General features: G+C 71.3%; 16 protein-coding genes. 10 read left to right on the top strand and 6 right to left on the bottom strand.

Features of this window, described 5'->3' with window-relative positions; all coding sequences use genetic code 11:
• Nucleotides 1–183: 183 nt before the first annotated feature.
• Both OV090_RS34800 and OV090_RS34795 read left to right on the top strand, forming a co-directional pair.
• On the top strand, nucleotides 184–1,929 hold the full coding sequence (locus tag OV090_RS34800) for a hypothetical protein (protein ID WP_267709005.1): 1,746 nt from the start codon (nucleotides 184–186) through the stop codon (nucleotides 1,927–1,929).
• A gap of 52 nt (nucleotides 1,930–1,981) precedes the next feature.
• Entirely contained in the window at nucleotides 1,982–2,329 is a 348-nt protein-coding gene (locus OV090_RS34795; RefSeq protein WP_267709004.1) for a hypothetical protein, read from the top strand.
• A 106-nt stretch (nucleotides 2,330–2,435) separates the two neighbouring features.
• On the opposite strand, the gene nth is transcribed toward OV090_RS34795, so the two are convergent.
• Nucleotides 2,436–3,116, bottom strand: coding sequence for an endonuclease III (nth, locus tag OV090_RS34790; protein ID WP_267709003.1), 681 nt, complete (start codon nucleotides 3,114–3,116; stop codon nucleotides 2,436–2,438).
• A 151-nt stretch (nucleotides 3,117–3,267) separates the two neighbouring features.
• Between nth and OV090_RS34785 the strand changes: the two genes are divergently transcribed.
• The 3 genes from OV090_RS34785 (at nucleotide 3,268) to OV090_RS34775 (ending at nucleotide 6,419) form a co-directional block, all read left to right on the top strand.
• The gene (locus tag OV090_RS34785; RefSeq protein WP_267709002.1) at nucleotides 3,268–4,092 is read left to right on the top strand and encodes a hypothetical protein; all 825 of its coding nucleotides are present in this window, start codon (nucleotides 3,268–3,270) and stop codon (nucleotides 4,090–4,092) included.
• 3 nt (nucleotides 4,093–4,095) lie between these two features.
• Nucleotides 4,096–4,491 (top strand): lactoylglutathione lyase, encoded by a 396-nt coding sequence (gloA, locus tag OV090_RS34780; RefSeq protein WP_267709001.1) that lies wholly within the window; start codon nucleotides 4,096–4,098, stop codon nucleotides 4,489–4,491.
• A gap of 152 nt (nucleotides 4,492–4,643) precedes the next feature.
• The gene (locus tag OV090_RS34775; RefSeq protein ID WP_267709000.1) at nucleotides 4,644–6,419 is read left to right on the top strand and encodes a CFI-box-CTERM domain-containing protein; all 1,776 of its coding nucleotides are present in this window, start codon (nucleotides 4,644–4,646) and stop codon (nucleotides 6,417–6,419) included.
• A gap of 243 nt (nucleotides 6,420–6,662) precedes the next feature.
• Here the strand turns inward: OV090_RS34775 and OV090_RS34770 are convergent, their stop codons facing one another.
• The gene (locus tag OV090_RS34770) at nucleotides 6,663–8,531 is read right to left on the bottom strand and encodes a serine/threonine-protein kinase (RefSeq protein WP_267708999.1); all 1,869 of its coding nucleotides are present in this window, start codon (nucleotides 8,529–8,531) and stop codon (nucleotides 6,663–6,665) included.
• 224 nt (nucleotides 8,532–8,755) lie between these two features.
• On the bottom strand, nucleotides 8,756–9,619 hold the full coding sequence (locus OV090_RS34765; protein ID WP_267708998.1) for a hypothetical protein: 864 nt from the start codon (nucleotides 9,617–9,619) through the stop codon (nucleotides 8,756–8,758).
• Nucleotides 9,620–9,741: 122 nt separating this feature from the next.
• Between OV090_RS34765 and OV090_RS34760 the strand changes: the two genes are divergently transcribed.
• Together OV090_RS34760 and OV090_RS34755 are read left to right on the top strand one after the other, a co-directional pair.
• Nucleotides 9,742–10,761 carry a hypothetical protein gene (locus tag OV090_RS34760; protein WP_267708997.1) on the top strand — a complete coding sequence of 340 codons (1,020 nt, stop codon included), beginning with the start codon at nucleotides 9,742–9,744 and terminating at the stop codon, nucleotides 10,759–10,761.
• Nucleotides 10,736–11,110: a hypothetical protein gene (locus OV090_RS34755; RefSeq protein WP_267708996.1), complete on the top strand. Its 375-nt coding sequence runs from the start codon at nucleotides 10,736–10,738 to the stop codon at nucleotides 11,108–11,110. The genes OV090_RS34760 and OV090_RS34755 overlap by 26 nt, the downstream gene beginning before the upstream one ends.
• 146 nt (nucleotides 11,111–11,256) lie before the next feature.
• Here the strand turns inward: OV090_RS34755 and OV090_RS34750 are convergent, their stop codons facing one another.
• On the bottom strand, nucleotides 11,257–12,279 hold the full coding sequence (locus OV090_RS34750) for a DUF4846 domain-containing protein (RefSeq protein WP_267708995.1): 1,023 nt from the start codon (nucleotides 12,277–12,279) through the stop codon (nucleotides 11,257–11,259).
• Nucleotides 12,280–12,624: 345 nt separating this feature from the next.
• Nucleotides 12,625–13,671, bottom strand: coding sequence for an NAD(P)-binding protein (locus OV090_RS34745; protein WP_267708994.1), 1,047 nt, complete (start codon nucleotides 13,669–13,671; stop codon nucleotides 12,625–12,627).
• Between the two features lie 955 nt (nucleotides 13,672–14,626).
• Here OV090_RS34745 and OV090_RS34740 point away from each other — a divergent pair.
• Together OV090_RS34740 and OV090_RS34735 are read left to right on the top strand one after the other, a co-directional pair.
• The gene (locus OV090_RS34740) at nucleotides 14,627–15,418 is read left to right on the top strand and encodes a hypothetical protein (RefSeq protein WP_267708993.1); all 792 of its coding nucleotides are present in this window, start codon (nucleotides 14,627–14,629) and stop codon (nucleotides 15,416–15,418) included.
• A 5-nt stretch (nucleotides 15,419–15,423) separates the two neighbouring features.
• A complete protein-coding gene (locus OV090_RS34735) occupies nucleotides 15,424–15,981 on the top strand; it encodes a hypothetical protein (RefSeq protein WP_267708992.1) in 558 nt (185 codons plus the stop codon).
• A 13-nt stretch (nucleotides 15,982–15,994) separates the two neighbouring features.
• Here the strand turns inward: OV090_RS34735 and OV090_RS34730 are convergent, their stop codons facing one another.
• Nucleotides 15,995–17,500, bottom strand: coding sequence for an HTTM domain-containing protein (locus tag OV090_RS34730; RefSeq protein WP_267708991.1), 1,506 nt, complete (start codon nucleotides 17,498–17,500; stop codon nucleotides 15,995–15,997).
• A gap of 457 nt (nucleotides 17,501–17,957) precedes the next feature.
• Between OV090_RS34730 and OV090_RS34725 the strand changes: the two genes are divergently transcribed.
• Entirely contained in the window at nucleotides 17,958–19,322 is a 1,365-nt protein-coding gene (locus OV090_RS34725) for a TolC family protein (protein ID WP_267708990.1), read from the top strand.
• Nucleotides 19,323–19,461: the final 139 nt, after the last annotated feature.

Genomic DNA, 19,461 nt, shown 5'->3' with positions numbered 1-19,461 from the left:
GGACGAACAGATTTCTTGGAAAGGCAGGCGATGATGAAAAGCCGCGACAAGGCGACGAGGCCGTGGCGAGGATTACTTCTGGTGAGCGCGTGCGCGGCCGTCCCGGCCGCGTGCGGCGATGACGGCACTCGTGGCACGGCGAGCGCGGGCCCGACCTCGGCGCCGACCGGGATCGCGTCGACGATGGCGTCGGACTCGGAGTCGGACGGGACCGCGACCGACGCGCCCACCACCACCGAGGGCACCGACGGCGCGACCGGGACCACCGACGCGACGGTCACCACCGGCACGCCCGTCGGGTGCAACACCCTGGTCGTCGATCCACCCGAGGCGACGATCGTCATCGACAACGGCGTCCACGCGCCGGTGCAGCTGAACGCGCTGTGCGACGGACAGCCGGTGACCGCGACCTGGTCGGCCGACGCCAGCTACATCGCGTCGATCGACGAGAAGGGCCTCGTCGAGGCCGGCGGCCAGTACGGCGGCCAGCTCGTGGTCGAGGCGCTGCACGGCAACAAGACCGCCGCGGCGACCGTCAGCGTGTTCCTCAAGCTCGACCTCGTGCCGCCCGAGATCACCGAGGCCGACAAGCAGATCCTCGACGGCGCGACGCAGCCCGACACCGCGATCCTGTCGTACCCGTACGACGGCACCGTGTTCCCCAAGGGCCTGCAGCCGGCCGAGCTGATGTGGCACGGCTCGACGCCGGGCGACAAGTACCTGGTCCGCTACAGCGGCCAGTTCGTCGACGCCAAGTTCTACACGCTGGCCGAGCCGCCCTCGCGGCACACGATCACGAAGCCGCAGTGGGTCCAGATCTCCGAGTCGAGCTCGGGCCTGCCGCTGTACCTCGACGTGCACCGCATGCCGGCCGGGCAGCAGGCCGCGTACGTGCTCGCCGACGACACGTGGACGATCGCGTCGCAGCCGCTGATCGGCTCGGTGTATTACTGGGCCAACAGCCTCGGCCGCGTGCTCCGCATCAACCCCGGCGCCGACGCGCCCGAGGACTTCCTGCTCGCCGGGGGCCAGGACGGCTGCAGCACCTGTCACTCGGCCTCGGCCGACGGCACGCGCCTCATCATCGGCGGCGACATCAACGTGTCGACGTGGGACCTCGTCAACAACACGCCGGTGTTCGCGTCGACGAGCATCGGCGTGCCGGTGCGCAGCTGGGCGATGTCGGCGATCTCGCCCGACGGCACCGTGGTGATCGAGAACGGCGAGCTGAACCTCCCGGGCCCGCCGGGCGGCCAGCCGGGCATGTGGGACGCGGCCACCGGCGCCAAGCTGATGGGCACCGGCATCGACGACCTCGTCCTCAACATGCCGGCGTTCTCGTCGGACGGGCGCAAGATCGCCTACGTCGATCACGCCAACCTGTCGCTGATGGCGCTCGACTACGACGCCGCCACGCGCACCGCGGCCAACCCGGTGAAGCTGGTCGACCCCGGCGCCGACCCGACGCTGAACGGCATCATCTTCCCGAGCGTGACGCCCGACGGGCGCTACGTCATCTACCACCGCGGCGCCTACCCGGCGATGCTCGACACCCGCAACGGCACGTCGGACATGTTCCTCGCCAGCATCGAGCAGCCGGGCGTCGAGGTCCGGCTGCGCGCGGGCAACGGCGACGACCACCCGTTCTACGCCGGCGACCGCGACCGCCACTGGAACTACGAGCCGACCTTCGCGCCGCGCAGCTCCGGCGGCTACAACTGGGCCGTGTTCACCTCGCGCCGCAGCTTCGGCAACAAGCTCGAGGGCACCAAGGACGCGGTCAAGCAGCTGTGGGTGGTCGCCATCGACGAGAACCCGCAGCCCGGCGTCGACCCGAGCCACCCGGCGTTCTGGCTGCACGGCCAGGACGTGAACACGCTGAACATGCGCGGCTTCTGGGTCCACAAGAACGACGACCCGGGCGGCTGAGTTCGCGCCCCCGGACTCGTGCCCGCCCGGCCGGCGGCGTATGCTGCCGGCCATGGACGAGCGGGCGCTGTCCGACCTGTGCGACGGCCTCGAGGCGCTGCTCCGGCGCCTCCACCCCGACGGCCCGCGCCTCGACCTCGCGTCTTTGCGGGCCGAGTTCGTGGCGGCGCTGGCGACCGTCGACGACGAGCACAGCCACGACCTCGAGCCCACCTCGCAGGGCAGCCTGACCCGCGCCGACGCGCTGCGGATCCGCAGCGCCAAGTTCGTCGCCTCGCTGCTGCCGCCGGGCATGTTCGCCGACCCGGGCGTGCGCCGCGAGATCGGCCGCACGGTGCGAACCCTCGCCGAGGCCGCGCTCGGGCCGCTGGCGGCGAGCCGCTACCTCGATCGGGCCTGAAGAACATGTTTGAATGGACATGCCCATCGAGCCATGTCTTGGAGGACATGCGCGATGGGACATGTCCTCTCACGCAGGGCGGCGCGTCCTCGCGGGCGCGCCTGCGTCACTCCGAGGCGGCGACGCGGGCGGCCGCGCGGGCGGCGGCCTCGGCGGCCAGGCGGGTCTTGACGCCGGCCCACGAGCAGATCGGGCACACCTTGGGGTCGTGGCCGCGGGCGGGGCAGTGCTCGCGGCCGAAGTAGATGATCTGCAGGTGGAGCCTGGCCCACGCGTCGATCGGCCACAGCGCCTTGAGGTCGGCCTCGGTCTTCTCGACCGTGGTGCCGTCGGACAGGCCCCAGCGGGCGGCCAGGCGATGGATGTGGGTGTCGACCGGGAAGGCCGGCACGCCGAACGCCTGGACCATGACGACGCTGGCGGTCTTGTGGCCGACCCCGGGCAGGGCCTCGAGCGCGGCCATGTCCTCCGGGACATGTCCTCCGTGGCGCTCGATCAACAGCTGCGACAGCCGGCGGATGTTCTTGGCCTTGGCCGGGGCGAGGCCGCAGGTGCGGATGAAGCCGAGGATCTCGGCCTCGGTCAGGCGCGCCATCGCCTCGGGCGTCGGCGCGCGGCGGAACAGCTCCGGGGTGACGAGGTTGACCCGCGCGTCGGTGGTCTGCGCCGACAGGACGACCGCGACCAACAAGGTGAAAGGATCGCCGTGGAGCAGCGGGACCGCGGGCTGCGGGTAGAGGCGGTCGAGGACGGCCTGAATTTTGAGGGCCTTTTCGCTGCGCTTCATGAGGACGCTGTCCGAGCAGCGTACTCGAAAGATGGGCGAAATCGAACATGATCGCGAAAAGCCGCGGCTGGACGGCCCCACCCGGGCCCGCGGCCCCGGCCGGTCCGGCGAATTCTCGCCGTGGACGGGCCGTTTTCGTACAATCGAGGCCATGCTCTCGACCCCCCGCCTCGCCCTCGTCCTCGCCGCCGTGAGCCTGGGTTGCAGCCCGACCACGTCGGGCGGCACGACCCCGCCCCCCGACAACACCGCCGGCGGCGGCACCGGTCCGACGATCGGCGGCACGCCCCCGGCCGACGGGGGGACCACCCCGGGCGACGCGCAGAACCCCGGCGGCGCGACCGCCGGCACCACCGACCCGGCGAGCGGCCAGACCGGCGCGGGCACCGGCGTGGCCGCGGGTTCGCCGAACGACACGCGCTTCCTGGCCCCCGAGATCTCGCACTCGAAGGGGGTGGCCGGCGGAGTGGTGGTGCTGTTCCCCCGCATCATCCCCAGCGCGATCGCGGCCGAGAACCAGGCGTACGGCCAGCAGATCCAGCAGAAAATGAAGCAACTGGTCGAGAAGGCGCTGCCCGGGCGACCGGTCGACGTGCGCCCTTCGCCCGAGCGCGTGTGCCCCAAGGCCGGCTGCGACGCGATGTCGATCGGCGTGCTGTTCACGCGGCAGAACAACTCGTGCGTGGCGGTCGCGCTGGTCAACGCGCCCGGCGTTTCGACCACCAAGCTGGTGCCGTGGGGCGGCGAGGTCACGCTCAAGGCCGACCCGATCCAGTTCCGCGACCCGCCCGAGAACTTCGTGACGATCAAGGACTACGCCAACTGCGACCAGCTCGTGACCGAGATGGGCAAGGCGGACAGCTTCGTCGAGGCGGCCCTGCGCGCGGCCGCCGGTCCGGCCACCGGCTCGCCCAGCGCCGCGGCCCCGGCAGCGCCGGCCGCCGGCGCAGTCACTGCCAAGCCCAGCGGGAAGTGAACCGTGCGGATCCTTCACACCATGCTGCGCGTCGGCGACCTCGAGAAGTCGCTGGCGTTCTACACCGAGGTCCTCGGCATGCGCCTGCTGCGGCGCCGCGACTACCCCGACGGCCGCTTCACCTTGGCCTTCGTCGGCTACGGCGAGGAGTCCGAGACCGCGGTGCTCGAGCTGACCCACAACTGGGACACGCCGAAGTACGAGCTCGGCACCGGTTACGGCCACGTCGCGCTCGAGGTCGAGGACGCGGCCACCGCCTGTGACGCCATCCGCACCCGCGGCGGCAAGGTCGTCCGCGAGGCGGGGCCGATGAAGCACGGCACCACGGTGATCGCCTTCGTCGAGGACCCCGACGGCTACAAGGTCGAGCTGATCGAGCGCAAGAACCGGGTCGACTGAAAGGGCATGTCCGTTCGGACATGCCCCAAAGTTCCTGGCTCTTGCGACTAGCCGCGCGCGAGGCCGGGCCCGCTCCGCGCTCTGGCGCCAGGTCGGTCGCGCGTCCGGAGGTCGGCGAGCGCGGGCTCAGGTCGCGTGGTATGGTCCCGGCGATGCTCGCCCGCGCGAGGAGGGACCCCGCCGCCTTCGAGGCGCAGGCCGTGTCGACGGCCGCGCAGGCCGTGTCGACGGCCGCGCGGCGGCGAGCGCTCGCGGGGGTGCTGGCGGCGACCTGGGTGCTGGCGCCGGCGCGCGCCGGGGCGGCCGAGCCGGTCCTGGTCGAGTTCCACTACACGCCGGTGCCCGACGTGCAGCTGGCGATCTGGCTCGAGGACAAAGACGGCAAGCACGCGCTCGACGTGCTCGTCACCCAGGCGACCGGCAAGTACGGGATCGGCAACCGGCCGGGGCGCTGGGACTTCCTGTCGAGCTGGCGCGCGCCCTACGGCCCGCGCCCGTCGGTGCTGCCGATCTGGGCCCACGGCACCGGCCAGACCTACCCGCGCATCATCTTCTTCGACAGCGAGCCGCTCGACCTCGAGTCGCTCGGCTGGCACGAGAACAGCAGCACCGCCGAGAACTACTTCTGCATCCCGCTGACTCCGGCGGAGCACGAGACGGTGGTGGTCGACACGATGACGTGTCCGTCGCCGAAGAATTTCAGCACCGACAAGGGCCGCTTCGATCCCGAGGGCGGCAAGAGCGTCTACCCGCCGCGCAACGACCTCATGGTGTTCGACGCGATGCTCGACTCGCAGGACGCGAAGCAGTACGCGGCGATCAACAAGCTCGACTCCGTCACCGCGGCCACGCCGGTCGGCGACCGCGAGGAGTTCACCGCGTTCCTCATCCCCGCCGAGGTGGTGGCCCGCGGCCCGCTGACCGCCCGCGTCGAGGTCAGCCGCGAGCGCGACCAGAACGAGGCCTACACGTTCGACCGCGACGAGGACCACTACGTCGACCCGCGGCTCAGCACCTACGGGATCGAGTACCTCGGCCAGCCGTCGGTGCTGTACGAGGTGCGCTTCGACCCGAACGAGCGCGGCTTCACCGGCACCACCCGCTACAGCGGTTACGGCGACTGGGACGGGGCCACCGGCACGATCCACCCGCGCGACGCGACGATCAGCGAGGCCGACGGCAGCGGCGGCGATCGCCTGCGGACGATGACGAAGAACGGCGACACGTTCCGCTGGGGCGTGTTCTCGTACGGCGAGGACGGGCTCGACGGCGGCGACAGCGACGGCGACGGCTGGCAGGGCAGCTGCGAGCTGCGCGAGCTGCCGACCATCGAGGACCTGCAGGCCGAGGTGATCGACTTCGACCGCGTGCGCCTGACCTTCGTGGTGCCGCGGCAGGACGACCCCGAGTTCAGGCCGGCGCGGCTGAAGATCCGCCACGTCACCGGCGAGGACGTCACGTGGACGTCGGAGGTGTTCGACGGCGCCTACGAGGTGCCGCCGATCGACCCGGCCACGCTCCCGCCGCTCGGCCAGCCGACCACCGTCGAGGTCGCCCAGCTGTGGGGCGACTACACCTACCAGTTCGCGGTGCTCTACGAGGACAGCTGCACCAACCGCAGCCCGATCGCCACGGTCGCAGCGACGACCACCGCGCAGAAGTTCCAGACGGTCGACTCGTTCTGCTTCGTCGCCACCGCGGCGTTCGGCGCCCCGTGGGCAGCCCAGGTCGCGGCCCTCCGCGCCTTCCGCGACGCCTGGCTGAAGCCCTCGGCCACCGGCGCCGATCTGGTCCGCTTCTACTACGCCCACAGCCCGCCGCTCGCGCGCGTGATCGCGGGCGAGCCGCTGCTCCGCGGGCTGGCGCGGGTGGTGCTGCAGCCGGTCGCCGACGCGGCCCGCCTGGCGACCGCGGCCAGCGGCACCTGAGCGGAGGGGAACAGGTCATCGCCGCGCCGGACGGACGCGGCGCGAGGAGATGGCCGAAGGGACAACCGCGGACAGAGGCGGCCGCGAGGCGAGGCGGGACGGCCGGTCGGCGGTGCGAGCGGCGAGGCGGGGTGACGCGTTGCGGCCCCGGCCGCGGGAGATGTTCCGAAGGTCATGCGCGAAGGAGCATGTCCGGATGGCCATGTCTCGTGGGGCATGTCCCCTAGAGCATGTCCTGCGCGGCTAGATCTCGTAGTCGCTGTTGTAGACGAACGACTGCTTGCCCTTCTTGAAGCGGCGCTTCTCGAAGGCCTTGACCACGCAGTCGCCGAACGGCCCGTTGCCCTTGTGCGAGCGCACGTCGGCGTCGAGCTTGCCGGTGCCGGCCTCGACGTTGACGGCGACGCGCACGAGCTCCTTGGCGGCCTCGTGCTGGCTGGCGCAGCGGCGGACCTCGCTGGCGAGGGCCCCGAAGAACTCCTTGCGCTCCTCGTCGGTCGACTGGACGAGCTGCTGCGTCGGGCTCTTCTTGTGCGGCTTGTCGTCGTCGTCCGGCTTGTCGCGCTTCTTCTTGGGCTCGTCGTCCTTCTTGTCGTCGTCCTTCTTCTCGTCGTCCTTCTTCTCGGGCTCCGGGGCGCCGGGCTGCTCGCCCGTGCTGGCCTCGTGTGCGGGCGGGATGACGACGGGGGCGCCGGGCTCGTGCGTCTCGGCCTCGGGCTCGCGGTTCAGGAGGTAGTAGACGAGGCCGCCGAGGCCGACGACCACGAGGAGGAGCAGCCCGGCCAGCGCGCGGTACGGGTTGGGGCGCGCGGTGAGGTTGCTGGGCTCGTCGTAGACCTCGGTCGGGAGGATCGGCGGCGGAGCGAGCTCGGGGGGCAGGCGCGCGGCGACCGAGCCCGTGGGGCTCTTGCGCGGCGGCGGCGTGATGTGGCCCGGCGTCGGATGGGCGTGGCGCGGGGTCGGGTGGCGCAGACCGTCGGGCAGCGGGCGCGCGGTCGACTCGGTGGTGAGCACGTCGTCGGTGCTGCCCTGGACGCCGAACTCGTCGGCCTCCCAGATCAGCGGACCGACGTTCTGCGTGTAGCGCAGCGCCCGGTCGGCCTCGATGATCGCGTCGGCGAACTCGCGGATGGTCTGGAACCGCTCGGCAGGATCCTTGCGCAGCGCCTGCAGGACGATCTTCTCGATCGACTCGGGGATCCCGGCGTCCGGGGCGCGGCGGTGCGGCGCCTCGGGCTCGTCGACCATCTGCATGGCCACGGTGGCCATGAAGGTCTGGCCCTTGAACGGCACGCTGCCGGTCAGCAGCTCGTACATCACGACGCCGACCGAGTACACGTCGACGCGCGCGTCGGGCTTCTGATCGCGGGCGATCTCGGGGGCCATGTACTCGGGCGTGCCGAGCAACGTGCCGGCCTCGGTCGCCATCTTCTGGCGCTCGGCGCGGCCGCTGGTGGTGCCGTCGACGATGACCTTGGCGATGCCGAAGTCGAGGATCTTGATGAAGTCCGGGTTGCCGCCGCGCTTGATGCGAAAGCAGTTGTCCGGCTTCATGTCGCGGTGGACGATGCCGGCCTCGTGGGCGGCGTCGAGGGCGCGGCAGATCTGGAGGAGGATCCGGCGCACGCGCGTCCACGGCTGCCGGCCCTCGCGCGCGAGCATCGTCGCCAGGTCCTCGCCCTCGAGGTACTCCATCGTCAGGAACGCGAGGCCCTGCTTCGTGTAGCCGAAGTCGGTGATGTCGACGATGTGCTCGTGGTGCAGCATCGAGGCCGTGCGGGCCTCTTGCAGGAAGCGAGCGATGATCTCGGGGCTGTCGCCGTACTCGGGCGAGAGCACCTTGATCGCCAGCTTGCGGCCGATCGTGATGTGCTCGGCCTGGTACACCGAGCCCATGCCGCCCTCGCCGATGCGCTTGAGCAGGCGATAGCGGTCGGCGAGCACGGTGCCGACCAGGTTGCTGTAGTCAGGCGGCGGAGCGGCCACCGACACCTCGGTCGTCGTCGGGGCTACGCTGTTCACGACGGGGCTCGGCTCGATCGGCGCAGCCTCCCCGGCCTCGGCGGGAGCCTCCTCGCCGGTCGCAGTCGAGTTGGGTGGCACGATCCGCATGAATGACGGGTCGTGTCAGCATACCCCAGGCGCGTGGAAGCGGGGCGATGGTGGCCCCCATCCCGCGATCGTCGTCTCGCTGCGTGCGCGCGTTCGCGCCGGGGGAACACCGGGGGCCGACCTCGATTTCGCGAAACGCAGCCGGCCCGGCGCGCCTGAGGCGGACCGGGCCGGGAACTGCGGCCGTCGCCGACAAATCGGCGGCGAGGTGTGCAAAGGGATGCTCAGCCCGGCAGTCCGCGCACGGCGGCCACGAGGTCGCCGACGGTGAGCGACTCGGGCAGACCCTTCTCGCCGAGCAGGTTCCACAGCGGCTGCAGGGAGGCGTCGGCCGGCTGCTCGCGCAGGGCCTCGCCGAGAGCGCGGGTGGCCGCGCGGCGCTTGCCGAGCGCCAGACCGCGGGCGAGGGCCTCGGCGATCGGGTTGCTCGGCCGCTTGCGCTCCGGCGGCTGGGCCGCGGCGCCGGCGATGATCCGCTGACCCCCGACCACGCGACGCGCGGCCGCGTCGGGCGCGCGCGAGGGCCGGGTGATGATCTCGGGCTCGGCGGGGGCGGCGGGCTCGGCGACCTCGGGCGCGGCGCTCGCGGCGGGGACCTCGTCGGTCGCCGGCGCGGCGGCCCCGGCGACCTCGTCCGCGCGCTCACCGGGGCCGGAGGCCCGCACGCGCTCGATGACCGGCGCCGGAGCGTCGCGGCGCCAACGCCGGCGCTCCCACGCGTCGTCGCGCTCACCGGGCCGCGGGGCAGGCTCGCCGGCGGCGACCCGCTGCTCCAGAGCCTGGCCGCGCTGGAGGATCTCCTCGCCGTGGCCGCGCGGCAGCACGGTGACGACGGTGTCCTCCTTGATGATGGCGTAGAGCACGTCGCCGAAGCTCTCGAGCGGGATCAAGATCTGCGGCTCGGCGAGCATGACATCGAGCGTGCGCACGGCCTTGCCCGAGTCCTCGGCGTTGGTGATCGCGTGGTCGAGGCGGTCGCGCAGCGCCTCGTCGTCGTCCTCCCCGAGCGTGGGGACGAGCTCGCGCAGGCGCTGCACGGCGCGGTGGGTGATGCTGTACCGACGATGACCGGGAAACGGGTTCCGCATGGGGCTCTGCCGCGCGGGTGTATCGCGGCGGCGACGAGTTTGCCACCGCGCATCCGGGGTCGCTGGTGAAAATTGCGACATACTTGCGTCGCGGCGCGGCTCTCTGTCAGGCTCTGGGGGCCATGCCGGGACATCCGCGAGGCGAGACCTTCGGTCGCGGCCGTGCCCCTCGGGGCCTCGCCGCGGCGGCGTCGCTGCTGGCGGTGCTCCTGGGCGGGTTGCCGGCCTGGGCCGCCCCGTTCGCGGGCACCGGCCACGCGCCGATCAGCGAGAAAGTCGACAGCCTCAAGGCCCGCAATCAGGCGCTCGAGCGGGCGCGGCGGGCGGCGCTCGAGGCGGCGCTCGAGCAGGTCGGGCCCGCGGACGCCGTACAGCGCAAGAAGATCCTCGACGACGCCACGGTGTGGACGCGGTCCTACCGGGTGCTGCAGCAGGGCGACGACGGGGCGACGGCGACGGCGGTGGTGTCGGTCGAGATCGACACCGGACGGCTGTCCAAGGCGCTGGCCCTGCCGGCTGTGCCGGCGGCAAAAGAGGGCCCGGCGCTGGTGGCCGTGCGCGGCGAGGGTTGTGCCGAGGGGGCCGCCGAGGCGCTGGCGCAGCGGTGGATCAAGGCGGGCCTGCTCCGCGACGGCCGCGGCGGGACGATCTCCGGCGCCTCGGCCCGCACCCTCGAGCTCCGCTGTCGCGAGCTCGGCGCCGTCGCGTATCCCCGCGGTGTCGTGGTCGAGGCGGCCGTGGTCCTGCGCGGCGAGGGCCGCGACGGCGCGGCCTCGGCGACCGCCACCGGCTTCGCGCCCGACGCGGCGGGAGCGGCGGCCTCGGCCCTCGAGAGCGCCTCGAATCAGGTCTCGGGGGCCATGTCCGTGCAGACAGCCGGCGGCCTGCGCCTGCGCCTCACCACCCCGTGGCCGGCGGCGCGAGTGCGGCGGCTCGAGCGCGTGATCGCCGAGTCGGTGATCGGCGCCCAGGCGGTCAAGGTGGCCGCGGTCGGCGGCGACGGCTCGGTGACGTTGAAGATCGACGGCCCGCTCAGCGCGGCCGAGCTCCAGGAGCGACTCGCCGCGGTGCAGGTGCCCGGGGCGACGCTCGTGGCGTTGGAGGTGGAGGCGCCCGATGTCGTACACGCGCGGCTGCAATAGGTTGAGCAAGTTGGGGTGGATGGGACGGATCGGCGCGCTCGCGCTGACGCTGGCGCTCGCCGGCGGCTGCAAGCGCGGCGAACTCAGCGGCGCCGAGCAGTCGGCGCCGCTGGTGCTCGAGGTGGCCCCCGGCGACCTCGACGCCGAGGTGTTCGTTGACGGCAACTACGTCGGTCAGGTCAAGGTGCTGCAAGAGCCCGAGACCGGCCCGCTGCTGCTGGCGCCGGGGATCCACCGCATCGAGGTCCGCAAGCCCGGCCGCTTCCCGGTCCAGGTCACCGCGACGGTCAAGAAGGACCGCAACGGGCCGGTGGTGATCCGCGCCGAGCTGCTCGAAGACCCGAGCTGAGGCCGGGTCTTCCGGGTGCGCGGGAGGACATGTCGGAAGCGACATGTCCTCGTCGGCATGTTCTATTGAACATGGCCGATCGGGCCTGCGCTTCGGGGCATGCTCGATCGGGCAGGAGCTCTCGCGCCTGCTGAAGGGCAGGTGGCTCAGCCGTCGCGGAAGCGGCGGAGGTCGCGGTCGGTGAAGGGGCCCCACTCGGGGGTCATCGCGCCGGCCTTCAGCGCGTCGGCGCGGTACCACGGCGACAGCGTCGAGTCGCCCGGGTTCTTGAGCACGTGGAACTGCTGGGCCGGCATGTAGCTCTGGCCGAGCAGGAAGTAGCGGGCGCCGCGATCGTCCTCGGCGACGTCGAGGACGAGGACGGCGTGGCCGGGGAAGCCGCCCTGGACCAGGACGTCGCCGGCGGTCAGCGCGGCGAGCTCGCGGCGCGGCAGCTCGGCGGCGATCGAGGCGGTGCCGGCGTAGGTGAAGAGCGTGCGCATGTAGCCGCGCAGGGTCTCGCGGGTGGCAGGACGGGGACTGCCGGGCACGCGCTCGGCCTTCTTGCCGACCAGCTTGAGGCGGGTGCCGCCGAGGTAGGAGGTGAAGTCCCACGGGGTGCCGTCGGTCAGCTTGAAGGCGATCGCGCGCCGCTGGTCAGCCGCCCACTGGTACTCGACGCGCAGGCGCATGACCGCGTCGGCGCACTGCTGGAGATCGCGGTCGCCGACGTCGAGGTCGACGACGCGGAAATGAGCCGCCTGGTTGGGCTTGGTGTCGCCATTGTAGAGGAGTACGGAGGTGCCCGCGGGCAAGAGCGGCAGGCCGCGCAGCCAGGCGCCGAAGCTGCCCGCAGGCAGCTCGACCCGTTTCGCGCCCGCGGGCGGGGCGATCGCTGCGGCCAGCTGGTCGCGGGCGGGCGGTTCGCCGCCTGCCTCGGTCAACCAGGTGTACTGCGTCAGCGGCGGGAGGTCGGGCTTCGGAGCGCTGTCCGCGGGGACAGGAGGCGAGGCGGCAGGAGGTGCATCTGGAGACATGTCCTTGGCGACATGTCCTTCAGGGCCTGTTCTAGGAGACCCTTCCGGAGAGACATGCGCGCTGCCGGCTGGCAGCGGCGCGGCCGGCGGGGCGACGCCGGCAGAGTCGCAGGCGAGCAGCGAGACGAGGCCGAGGGCGGCGCTGCGGAGCATCGCCGCCAGTATGCGCCGGGCCGCGCGACGGCGGAAGCGCTGGCGTGTCCGCGCGAAGCGGCGCGCGGGGAGGTTCGTGGTCGCATGCGAGCGCGGGCCACGACAGTCGCGTCAGTCGCGGTTTTTTGCGGCGTCGGCCTGTAGGCAACACATGCCCTTGACGCCAGTGCTTGTCAGCCGCGGATGGGGACCGTGACGGTAACGGCATGTTCTTTAGAACATAAACGAAGAACCAGATTCGTATGCATCGCGGCGCGAGCCAGCCTCGCGTCAGCCGCGGGCGAGGTGACTGCGTAGGCCTGTTGCTTTAATAAAGAAGAGAATGCTCGAAGGACCTGCCTCGCGTCAGCCGCGGGCGCGGGCCTTGACGGCGTCGATCTCGTCGACGGCGACGTGGAGGATCACGCTCTCGCCGGCGCGGCGGGGCTCGGTACGGTCGAAGCGGTGGGTGGGCGGCTCCTTGTTGCGGCGGAGGCCGACCACGGGGGCGTCGAGCAGGCCGCGGATCTCGGTCGCGTTCTTGCCGACGAGCGGGCTGGTCGGCGTGATCTCGAGCTCGAGCGTCGCCATGAGCGTGTCGCCCATGCGGTAGGCGCCGTGGATCCGCTCGTCGAGGGCGGCGGCGGCGAACAGCGGCGCCGAGATCGCCGAGGTGGAGAAGATCGAGTCGACGGAGAACGCCTTGCCGAGCTTGCGCGCCATGTTCTGGTCGAAGAAGCGCATGACGAGGCGGATGTTCGGGTTGATCTGGCGGGCGTCGAGGCCGACCTCGAGGTTGACGAGGTCGTCGTCGGTGCAGGCGATCAGGCAGGCGGCGTGGTCGAGGCCGAGGTCGCGCAGCAGGCTCTCGCGGCGGGCGTCGCCGATCACCAGCGGCACGTTGCGGGCCCGCGCCTCCTCGACGAACGGGCCCTCGCCGCGGGCCTCGACGACGATGACGGGCCGTCCGCGGGCCAGCAGCTCCTCGAGCACGCGGTAGCCGACGTGGCCGAGGCCGATCAGGATGATGTGATCGCGGTAGGTCTGGGCCATGATGCGGATCCACGCGGTCTGGTGGTTGTTGAAGTCGAACAGCGACAGGCCCACCTTCAACAGGCCCTCGGCGACCACGAAGGCCCCGGCGATCGGGACCGTGAAGTACATCAGGCGCAGGACCCAGTCGTCGGGCAGGGCGCTGACGTGCTCGAAGAACAGCTGGGTGTAGACCTGATAGCAGGCGCCGACGAAGTCGAGGCCGGCGACCTCTTGCGCGCTCCCGCGCACCTGCAGCGTGAGGCCGCCGGCGATCGTCAGCCCGGCGAGGATCGCCAGCCGGGGCGCCAGCAGACGCAGGGCGTACGCGAGAAAGCGCAGGCGGGCGACGAGCGGCGTGCGGACGCGGCGGGCGGGCATGCGGGCCCGGGACGGTAACGCGGGGCGGGCCGGGCAGGGAAGGGCTTCGCGCCCGGCGGCGCGCTCGCCCGGGCAGGCGCGAGATCGGGCCGATGGCGAAGAGGACATGTCCTTTCGACCAGAGAGCGATGCGCCGCCCCGACTGTGCGGCCGATCATTTCCGATCGGGCGGCGGCTGAACGCGAATGCAGGCCGGCGGCGAGGGGGCCCGCGGACACGCCATTCCCCCGAGCGTCCCGCCTGGTGATGTCGCGCACTAGGGCGCTGTCAAATCGCAACCGTTCGCTGCGATCCGATCAATGGCCGCGGTCGCCGGCCTCAGGGGATGCAGGATGCGGGCGCCGGGCTGTCCTTCGCCGTGAGGTGATACCCGCGGTCGCCGGTCGCGGGCGTGACCGTGACAGCGGCCATTCGCGCTGGCAGACCGGTACTCACATTCCGTCCGATCCGCGCCATGCCCCCGCTCGTAACGGTTGGATGTGCACAGACGATCGCAGGCGGTCGATCGCTGTTTATTCGCAGCGCACCGCCAGCCCGCCGTGAAACCTGGAGCAGAACGCTGTTTGATTGCCTCTCAGGGCCGACAGGCAGGTCCGCGGGACAGCTCGGCGAGGCCGGTTCGCTGCGGCGGTGCTCGTCGCAATCTGCCGTGAAGGCCTGCCCAGCGATCGAAGAGGAGCCCCGCAAGTGGCCGTAATCGTACCGGTATTGAACTGGGTTCAGCGCTTCGGGGGCAGGACGCTCGGTGAATCGTCGGGGCGGCGTGTCCTGTGCTTCCGCGTGTGCGGACGCCAATGCGGTCCGGCTCCATAAACACGGCGTAAAGACGGTGCAGAGGGCTGTTCACACGCAGATGGTGGAGAAGACGGATGGCGCGGAGACGCGAATGGGTTCGGATGCGCCGCTGACGAATTATGACGTGACTCAGCCAGCGGTTTGCGGCATATCTTGGCGCATGAGCATCCTCCACCGCCTCCGGTCCGATCTGCAGCGCAGCGTCGCGGAGCACCAGGCCATCCTTTTGGCGCAAGTGCTGCGGCAGCGCTTCACGGAGCTCACTCTCGGCGATCTACGCGAGATCCTGACGAGCCCACTCGGACGCGGTCTGGACAACCTCAAGCTCGCCGAGCTCAGCCAGAACGCCGGTCCGAGCGATGCAGGCAAGTCGAGCGGCAAGGGGGGGAAACGCGAGAGCGGACGGGCGCCCAGGGCAGACGCGTCTGCGCCGGTGCGGTCCGGACGCTCGCCGAGCGCCACCAGCAGCGACTACGTGTCTTCCATCGTCGAGATGCTGCAGGCCGCAGGGACCGGGCTGACATCGGGTGAACTGCGGGCCAAGCTCGGCGGCAGCCCGAGCACGATGTACCGCGCCGTCACCGAGCTGATCAAGGCCGGCAAGGTCCGCAGCGAGGGCAAGCCCGCGCGCTACTCGTGGATCCCGGGGGCGCAATACGACGTCGCCCGCGACGACGACGACGAGGCGGCCAGTCTGCCACCCCCGAGCAAGCGCGGACGTCCGCCGATGGTCTCCGCCCGCACGCTCGAGGGCCGCGCCCATTATGACGCCGCGGTCATGAATCTCCTGCAGCAGACGAGCGGATGGATCGGCGCCTCGCAGCTGCGGGCCCACGTCGGCGGCTCCGACAATCAGGTCCGCATCGCCCTCCACCGCCTGGTCACCTCCGGGCAGGTCACGCGCCGCGGCGAGCGCAACTCCACCGAATACCGGGTAACCTCGCGGACCTGAGGGTCATGCACCGCCCATTCATTGTCCTGGCCGTCGCCCTGATCTCGGCGTGCGGCTCCACCTCCGATTCGACCGAGTCCAGCTCGACCACCGGCACCACCGAGTCGACCGGCACGTCGACCACGACCTCGACCACCACCGAGGAGCCGTCGACGACGGCGGCCACGACCTCGGAAGGCACCGCCGAGCCGACCAGCAGCACCACCACCGAGGCCGCCCCCTCCTGCGAGACTTCGGCGCTGGAATGCGGGGTCGACGTCGGCCAGCAGATGGCGTTCTGCCCCGACATGGAGGACGCCGTCGGCTCGCTGGTGGTCGACGTGATCGGCCCGGGCCACATCCGCTTCACCGAGCTCGGCCACGACGCGGCCTGCAACCTGACGTTCTCCCCCAACGTCAAGCTGCTGGCCAACAACACCATCCTCGTCGTCTATGACATCGGCGGCAACCCGATGGATAATTGCGTGTGCAAGTACACCATCTCGGCCGAGCTGTCGAACCTGACGAGCGGCACCTGGTCGATCCAGGTGGCCGGCTTCTCGCAGCAGTTCGACGTGCCCTGAGACGCGCATCGGGTCAGAGGTGCCGCTCGGGCGCGAGGGCCGGCTCGGCCATCGGCAAGATCCACCGCGCCGGCCAGATCGATCGCGGCTCCCTTGCGAGGTCGATCTCGGGATCGATCATCAATTGAGGCGGGCGACCGTTCAGCGACACGCTGGCGATCGCGCGGATCTGGATGTCCTCGTGGCCCTGCGCGCGCAGGTCGGCCGCGAGGTGATGCGCGAACTGCAGGATCATCTCCGGTCGGGCCGACATCTCGGTGCGCTGCCAGCTGGTGAGGTACTGGCGCGCGTCGACCTCCCACGTCCGCTCCTCGTGCGGGTCGGTGGCGAGGAAGCGGACCCGCGACTCCTTGTCGCGCAGCTTCATCCGCCACGAGAACTTGTGGCCCTCCTCGGTCCACGCGACGTCGCCGGGGTAGAGCCAGTGACGCAGCGGGAACAGCAGCTGGAAGCCGCAGTACGTGGCCAACAGCGCGAGGGTCACCCGCTGCCCGCGGCGCAGGCCGGGGCGCAGCGAGAGGGTGACCGGCGGGCGCGAGCGCACTGCGAGCCACGGGTCGAAGCGAGCGCGGGTCTTGAGGCCGAGCACGCGGGAGACGAAGTGGCCGAACCGTCGCGGCCAGTCGGGCTCGAAGAACATCAGGGTGGCGGCGGCCATCACCCACGGGAAGATGCCGATCGTGAACACGTAGCCGTTGATCAGGTTGAACAGCAGGGCGGCGACGAACGCGAACGGTCGCGACTTGCGCCACAAGAGGCCGGGGACGATCAGCAGGTCGAACAGCATGCCGCCCCAGCTGAAGAAATAGACGACCCACTCCTGAGTGAAGAGCGGCCCGATGACCGGTCGGTGGGCGCGCGCGGCCAGCCACATGCGCATCGGCTCGCCCTGCAACCAATCGCCGTTGAGCTTGGCGATGCCGCCGAACGCGTAGGGGACGGCGATCTGGAAGCGGACGAACCACAGGGCCCAGGAGGGCGCCTTGGTCGCGCGCTGCCGCGGCCGCAGCCAGGCGTCGACGGAGAACGCGCGGGCCGCCGGGACGAAGATCATGACGAAGGCGATCAGGGCGAGCAGATAGAAGTGATTGAGGTAGCGCGCCTGCTCGAGCAAAAACCAGTAGCTGAAGCCGAGGAAGAACACGGTGGCGGCGACGCGGTAGCAGAAGCCGATCATCACGCAGGCGGCGGCGAGGGCGAGCACGAGGAAATGCACGTACATGCCGTCGCCCGGCCAGGGCTGCACCCAATCGAATCCGTAATAGGTGAAGTGAAAGCCCGGCTGGATGTAGGTCGCGCCGATCTTGCCGTAATAGCGCCACAGGTCGACGAGCATCAGCAGGCCGAACGCGACCCGGAAACACACCAGGGAGGCGATGTCGACCGGCGCGAACAGGCGCTCCAGCAGCGGCACCCGGGTCCGCAGGCCGAGGCCGGACACCGCGGCCCCGGAGCCGCTGGTCGCGGCCTGGACCTCTTCGCGGCGAGTGATGGATTGGGACGAGGAGTTGACGTCCATGACTCCATCGATAGCGCCGGGCGCGGCGCCCACCGCCGTCGCGCGGCCGTCGCCCGCCCTGGGGACTATGCGCCCCGCCAGGATCACGCCGGCCGGCGCGGGGTCCAGCGCGCCGCGCGACCCGACCGCGATCCAGCGCACAGCCCTGCGGGCTTCGCCGGGGCCTTCGGCCCGGCCCGCCGCGCGCTGCCGCCGCCCGTGGCCGCGACCGCACATGGCGGTCGATTCAGGCCGCTCGTGCGAGGTCGCTGCAATGCGCGGCAGGCCCGAGTGCGAACGAGCGCGCCATTGTTCGTAGCACGCATGCGATTCGGCGCGACGCGGGTGCGGTTATTCGCGGCGCGCCGGCGAATCACCGCACCGCGGCTCGGACGATGCATGCATGCGCGTTTTCGCCCATGAAGAACGCAGCATGCATCGGCCGTCCGGGAGATCCCGGTGTACAACGAGGAAGTCCATGTCGTTCTTCGCCTCGCTCCGCGCCCCGGCGTGCGTCGCCATGCTGTACTTTGGGACAGGTATGAGCCAGGCCGCGGCCGGGCCGCCGGCGACCACGGGCGTCCCCCCGGCCGGCACGCGGACTCTGGGCAAGCCGGAGCCGCGCGAGCTGGCCCCGGCGCCGCTGCGGCCCGGACCGGTGCAGCGCTGGACGGTCGAGCGGGTGGTCCGCACCGTCGAGACGAACCACCCGCGGATGGCGGCGCTCAAGGCCCAGCGCGGGGTGCTCGACGCCCGCGTGCTGACGCAGCGCTCGTCGATCCCGAACCCGTACATCCTCTCGGACAACGGCACCGCCGAGTACACCTATCGCTTCGGGATCACGCAGACGTTCGAGCTCGGCAAGCGGCGCCGCCGGGTCGAGGTCGCCGGCGCGCAGGTGGGGGTCCACGAGGCGGACCTGCGGATCCTGGCGGCGACGCTGCGCGCGGAGGCCCGGCGCACGTACATGGAGGCGTTCTTCGCCCAGGAGCGCGAGGCGCAGTTCATCGCGCTGATCCGCAGCGTCGACGAGCTGCTCGGCCAGGCCGAGGCGCTGCCCGGTGACATCCCCCGCGCCGACGTGCTCGAGGCCAACACGACCCGCCTGCACGCCCGCCAGGCGCTCGAGCAGGCCAAGTTCGAGCACCTCCAGGCCGACATCCGCCTCAACAGCCTGCTCGGCAACCCGCCGAGCGTCGAGCTCGAGCTGGTGTCGCCGGCGCGCGACCGGCCGCCGAGCTGGCTCGACCTGCACAACGACGACTGGCGCAACGAATTCCTGGCCGCCTACGACCACCTGATCGTCGAGGCGCTGCGCCAGCGGCCCGAGCTGGCCCGCCTGAAGAGCACGCGCGAGGTGGTGAACAAAGAGGAGCGGCTGGCCCGCGCCAACCGGGCCCCCGACATGGTGGTGTCGGCCGGCCCGGACATGGTGCCCGGCGGCAAGCCGATGTGGGGCGCGTTCTTCATGCTGTCGCTCGAGGTGCCGATCTTGAACCGCCAGCAGGGCCCGATGGCGGAGGTTCGGGCGACCCGCGAGCAGATCGATCAGGAGGGCGCGGCGCTGGCCCACGAGATCGCCCGCCAGCTGGCCGACGCGGTCGCTCTGGCGTCGTTCCAGCAGTCGCAGCTGCGCCTGTACGAGGGCGAGCTGCTGCCCACCGCCGACGCGGTCTACGAGGACGCGCGCCAGGCCTTCCTCGCCAATCAATCGCCGTTCCTGGTCGCGGTGCGCGCCCAGGAGGCCCGCGTGCTGGTCTACCTGGCCTACTTCCGCGCGCTCTCGGCCTACCACGTGGCCCTCGCCGGGGTCGAACAGGCGCTCGGCTTCTCGGCGATCTGAGAGAGGGTCGGGGCATGTCCGAACGGGCATGCTTGTTCAGACATGTCTTATTAGACATGTCCTTGGGGCCGCGGGGCAGCCGGCTGTCGCGGAAGCCCCTCGAGGTGAGAGCTGCTGTTCCCGGTCGCGGACGGTCGCT

The organism is Nannocystis sp. RBIL2, assembly GCF_026626745.1.
Taxonomy (GTDB): Bacteria; Myxococcota_A; Polyangia; order Nannocystales; family Nannocystaceae; genus Nannocystis.
This window is presented reverse-complemented; position numbering and strand designations above follow the sequence as displayed.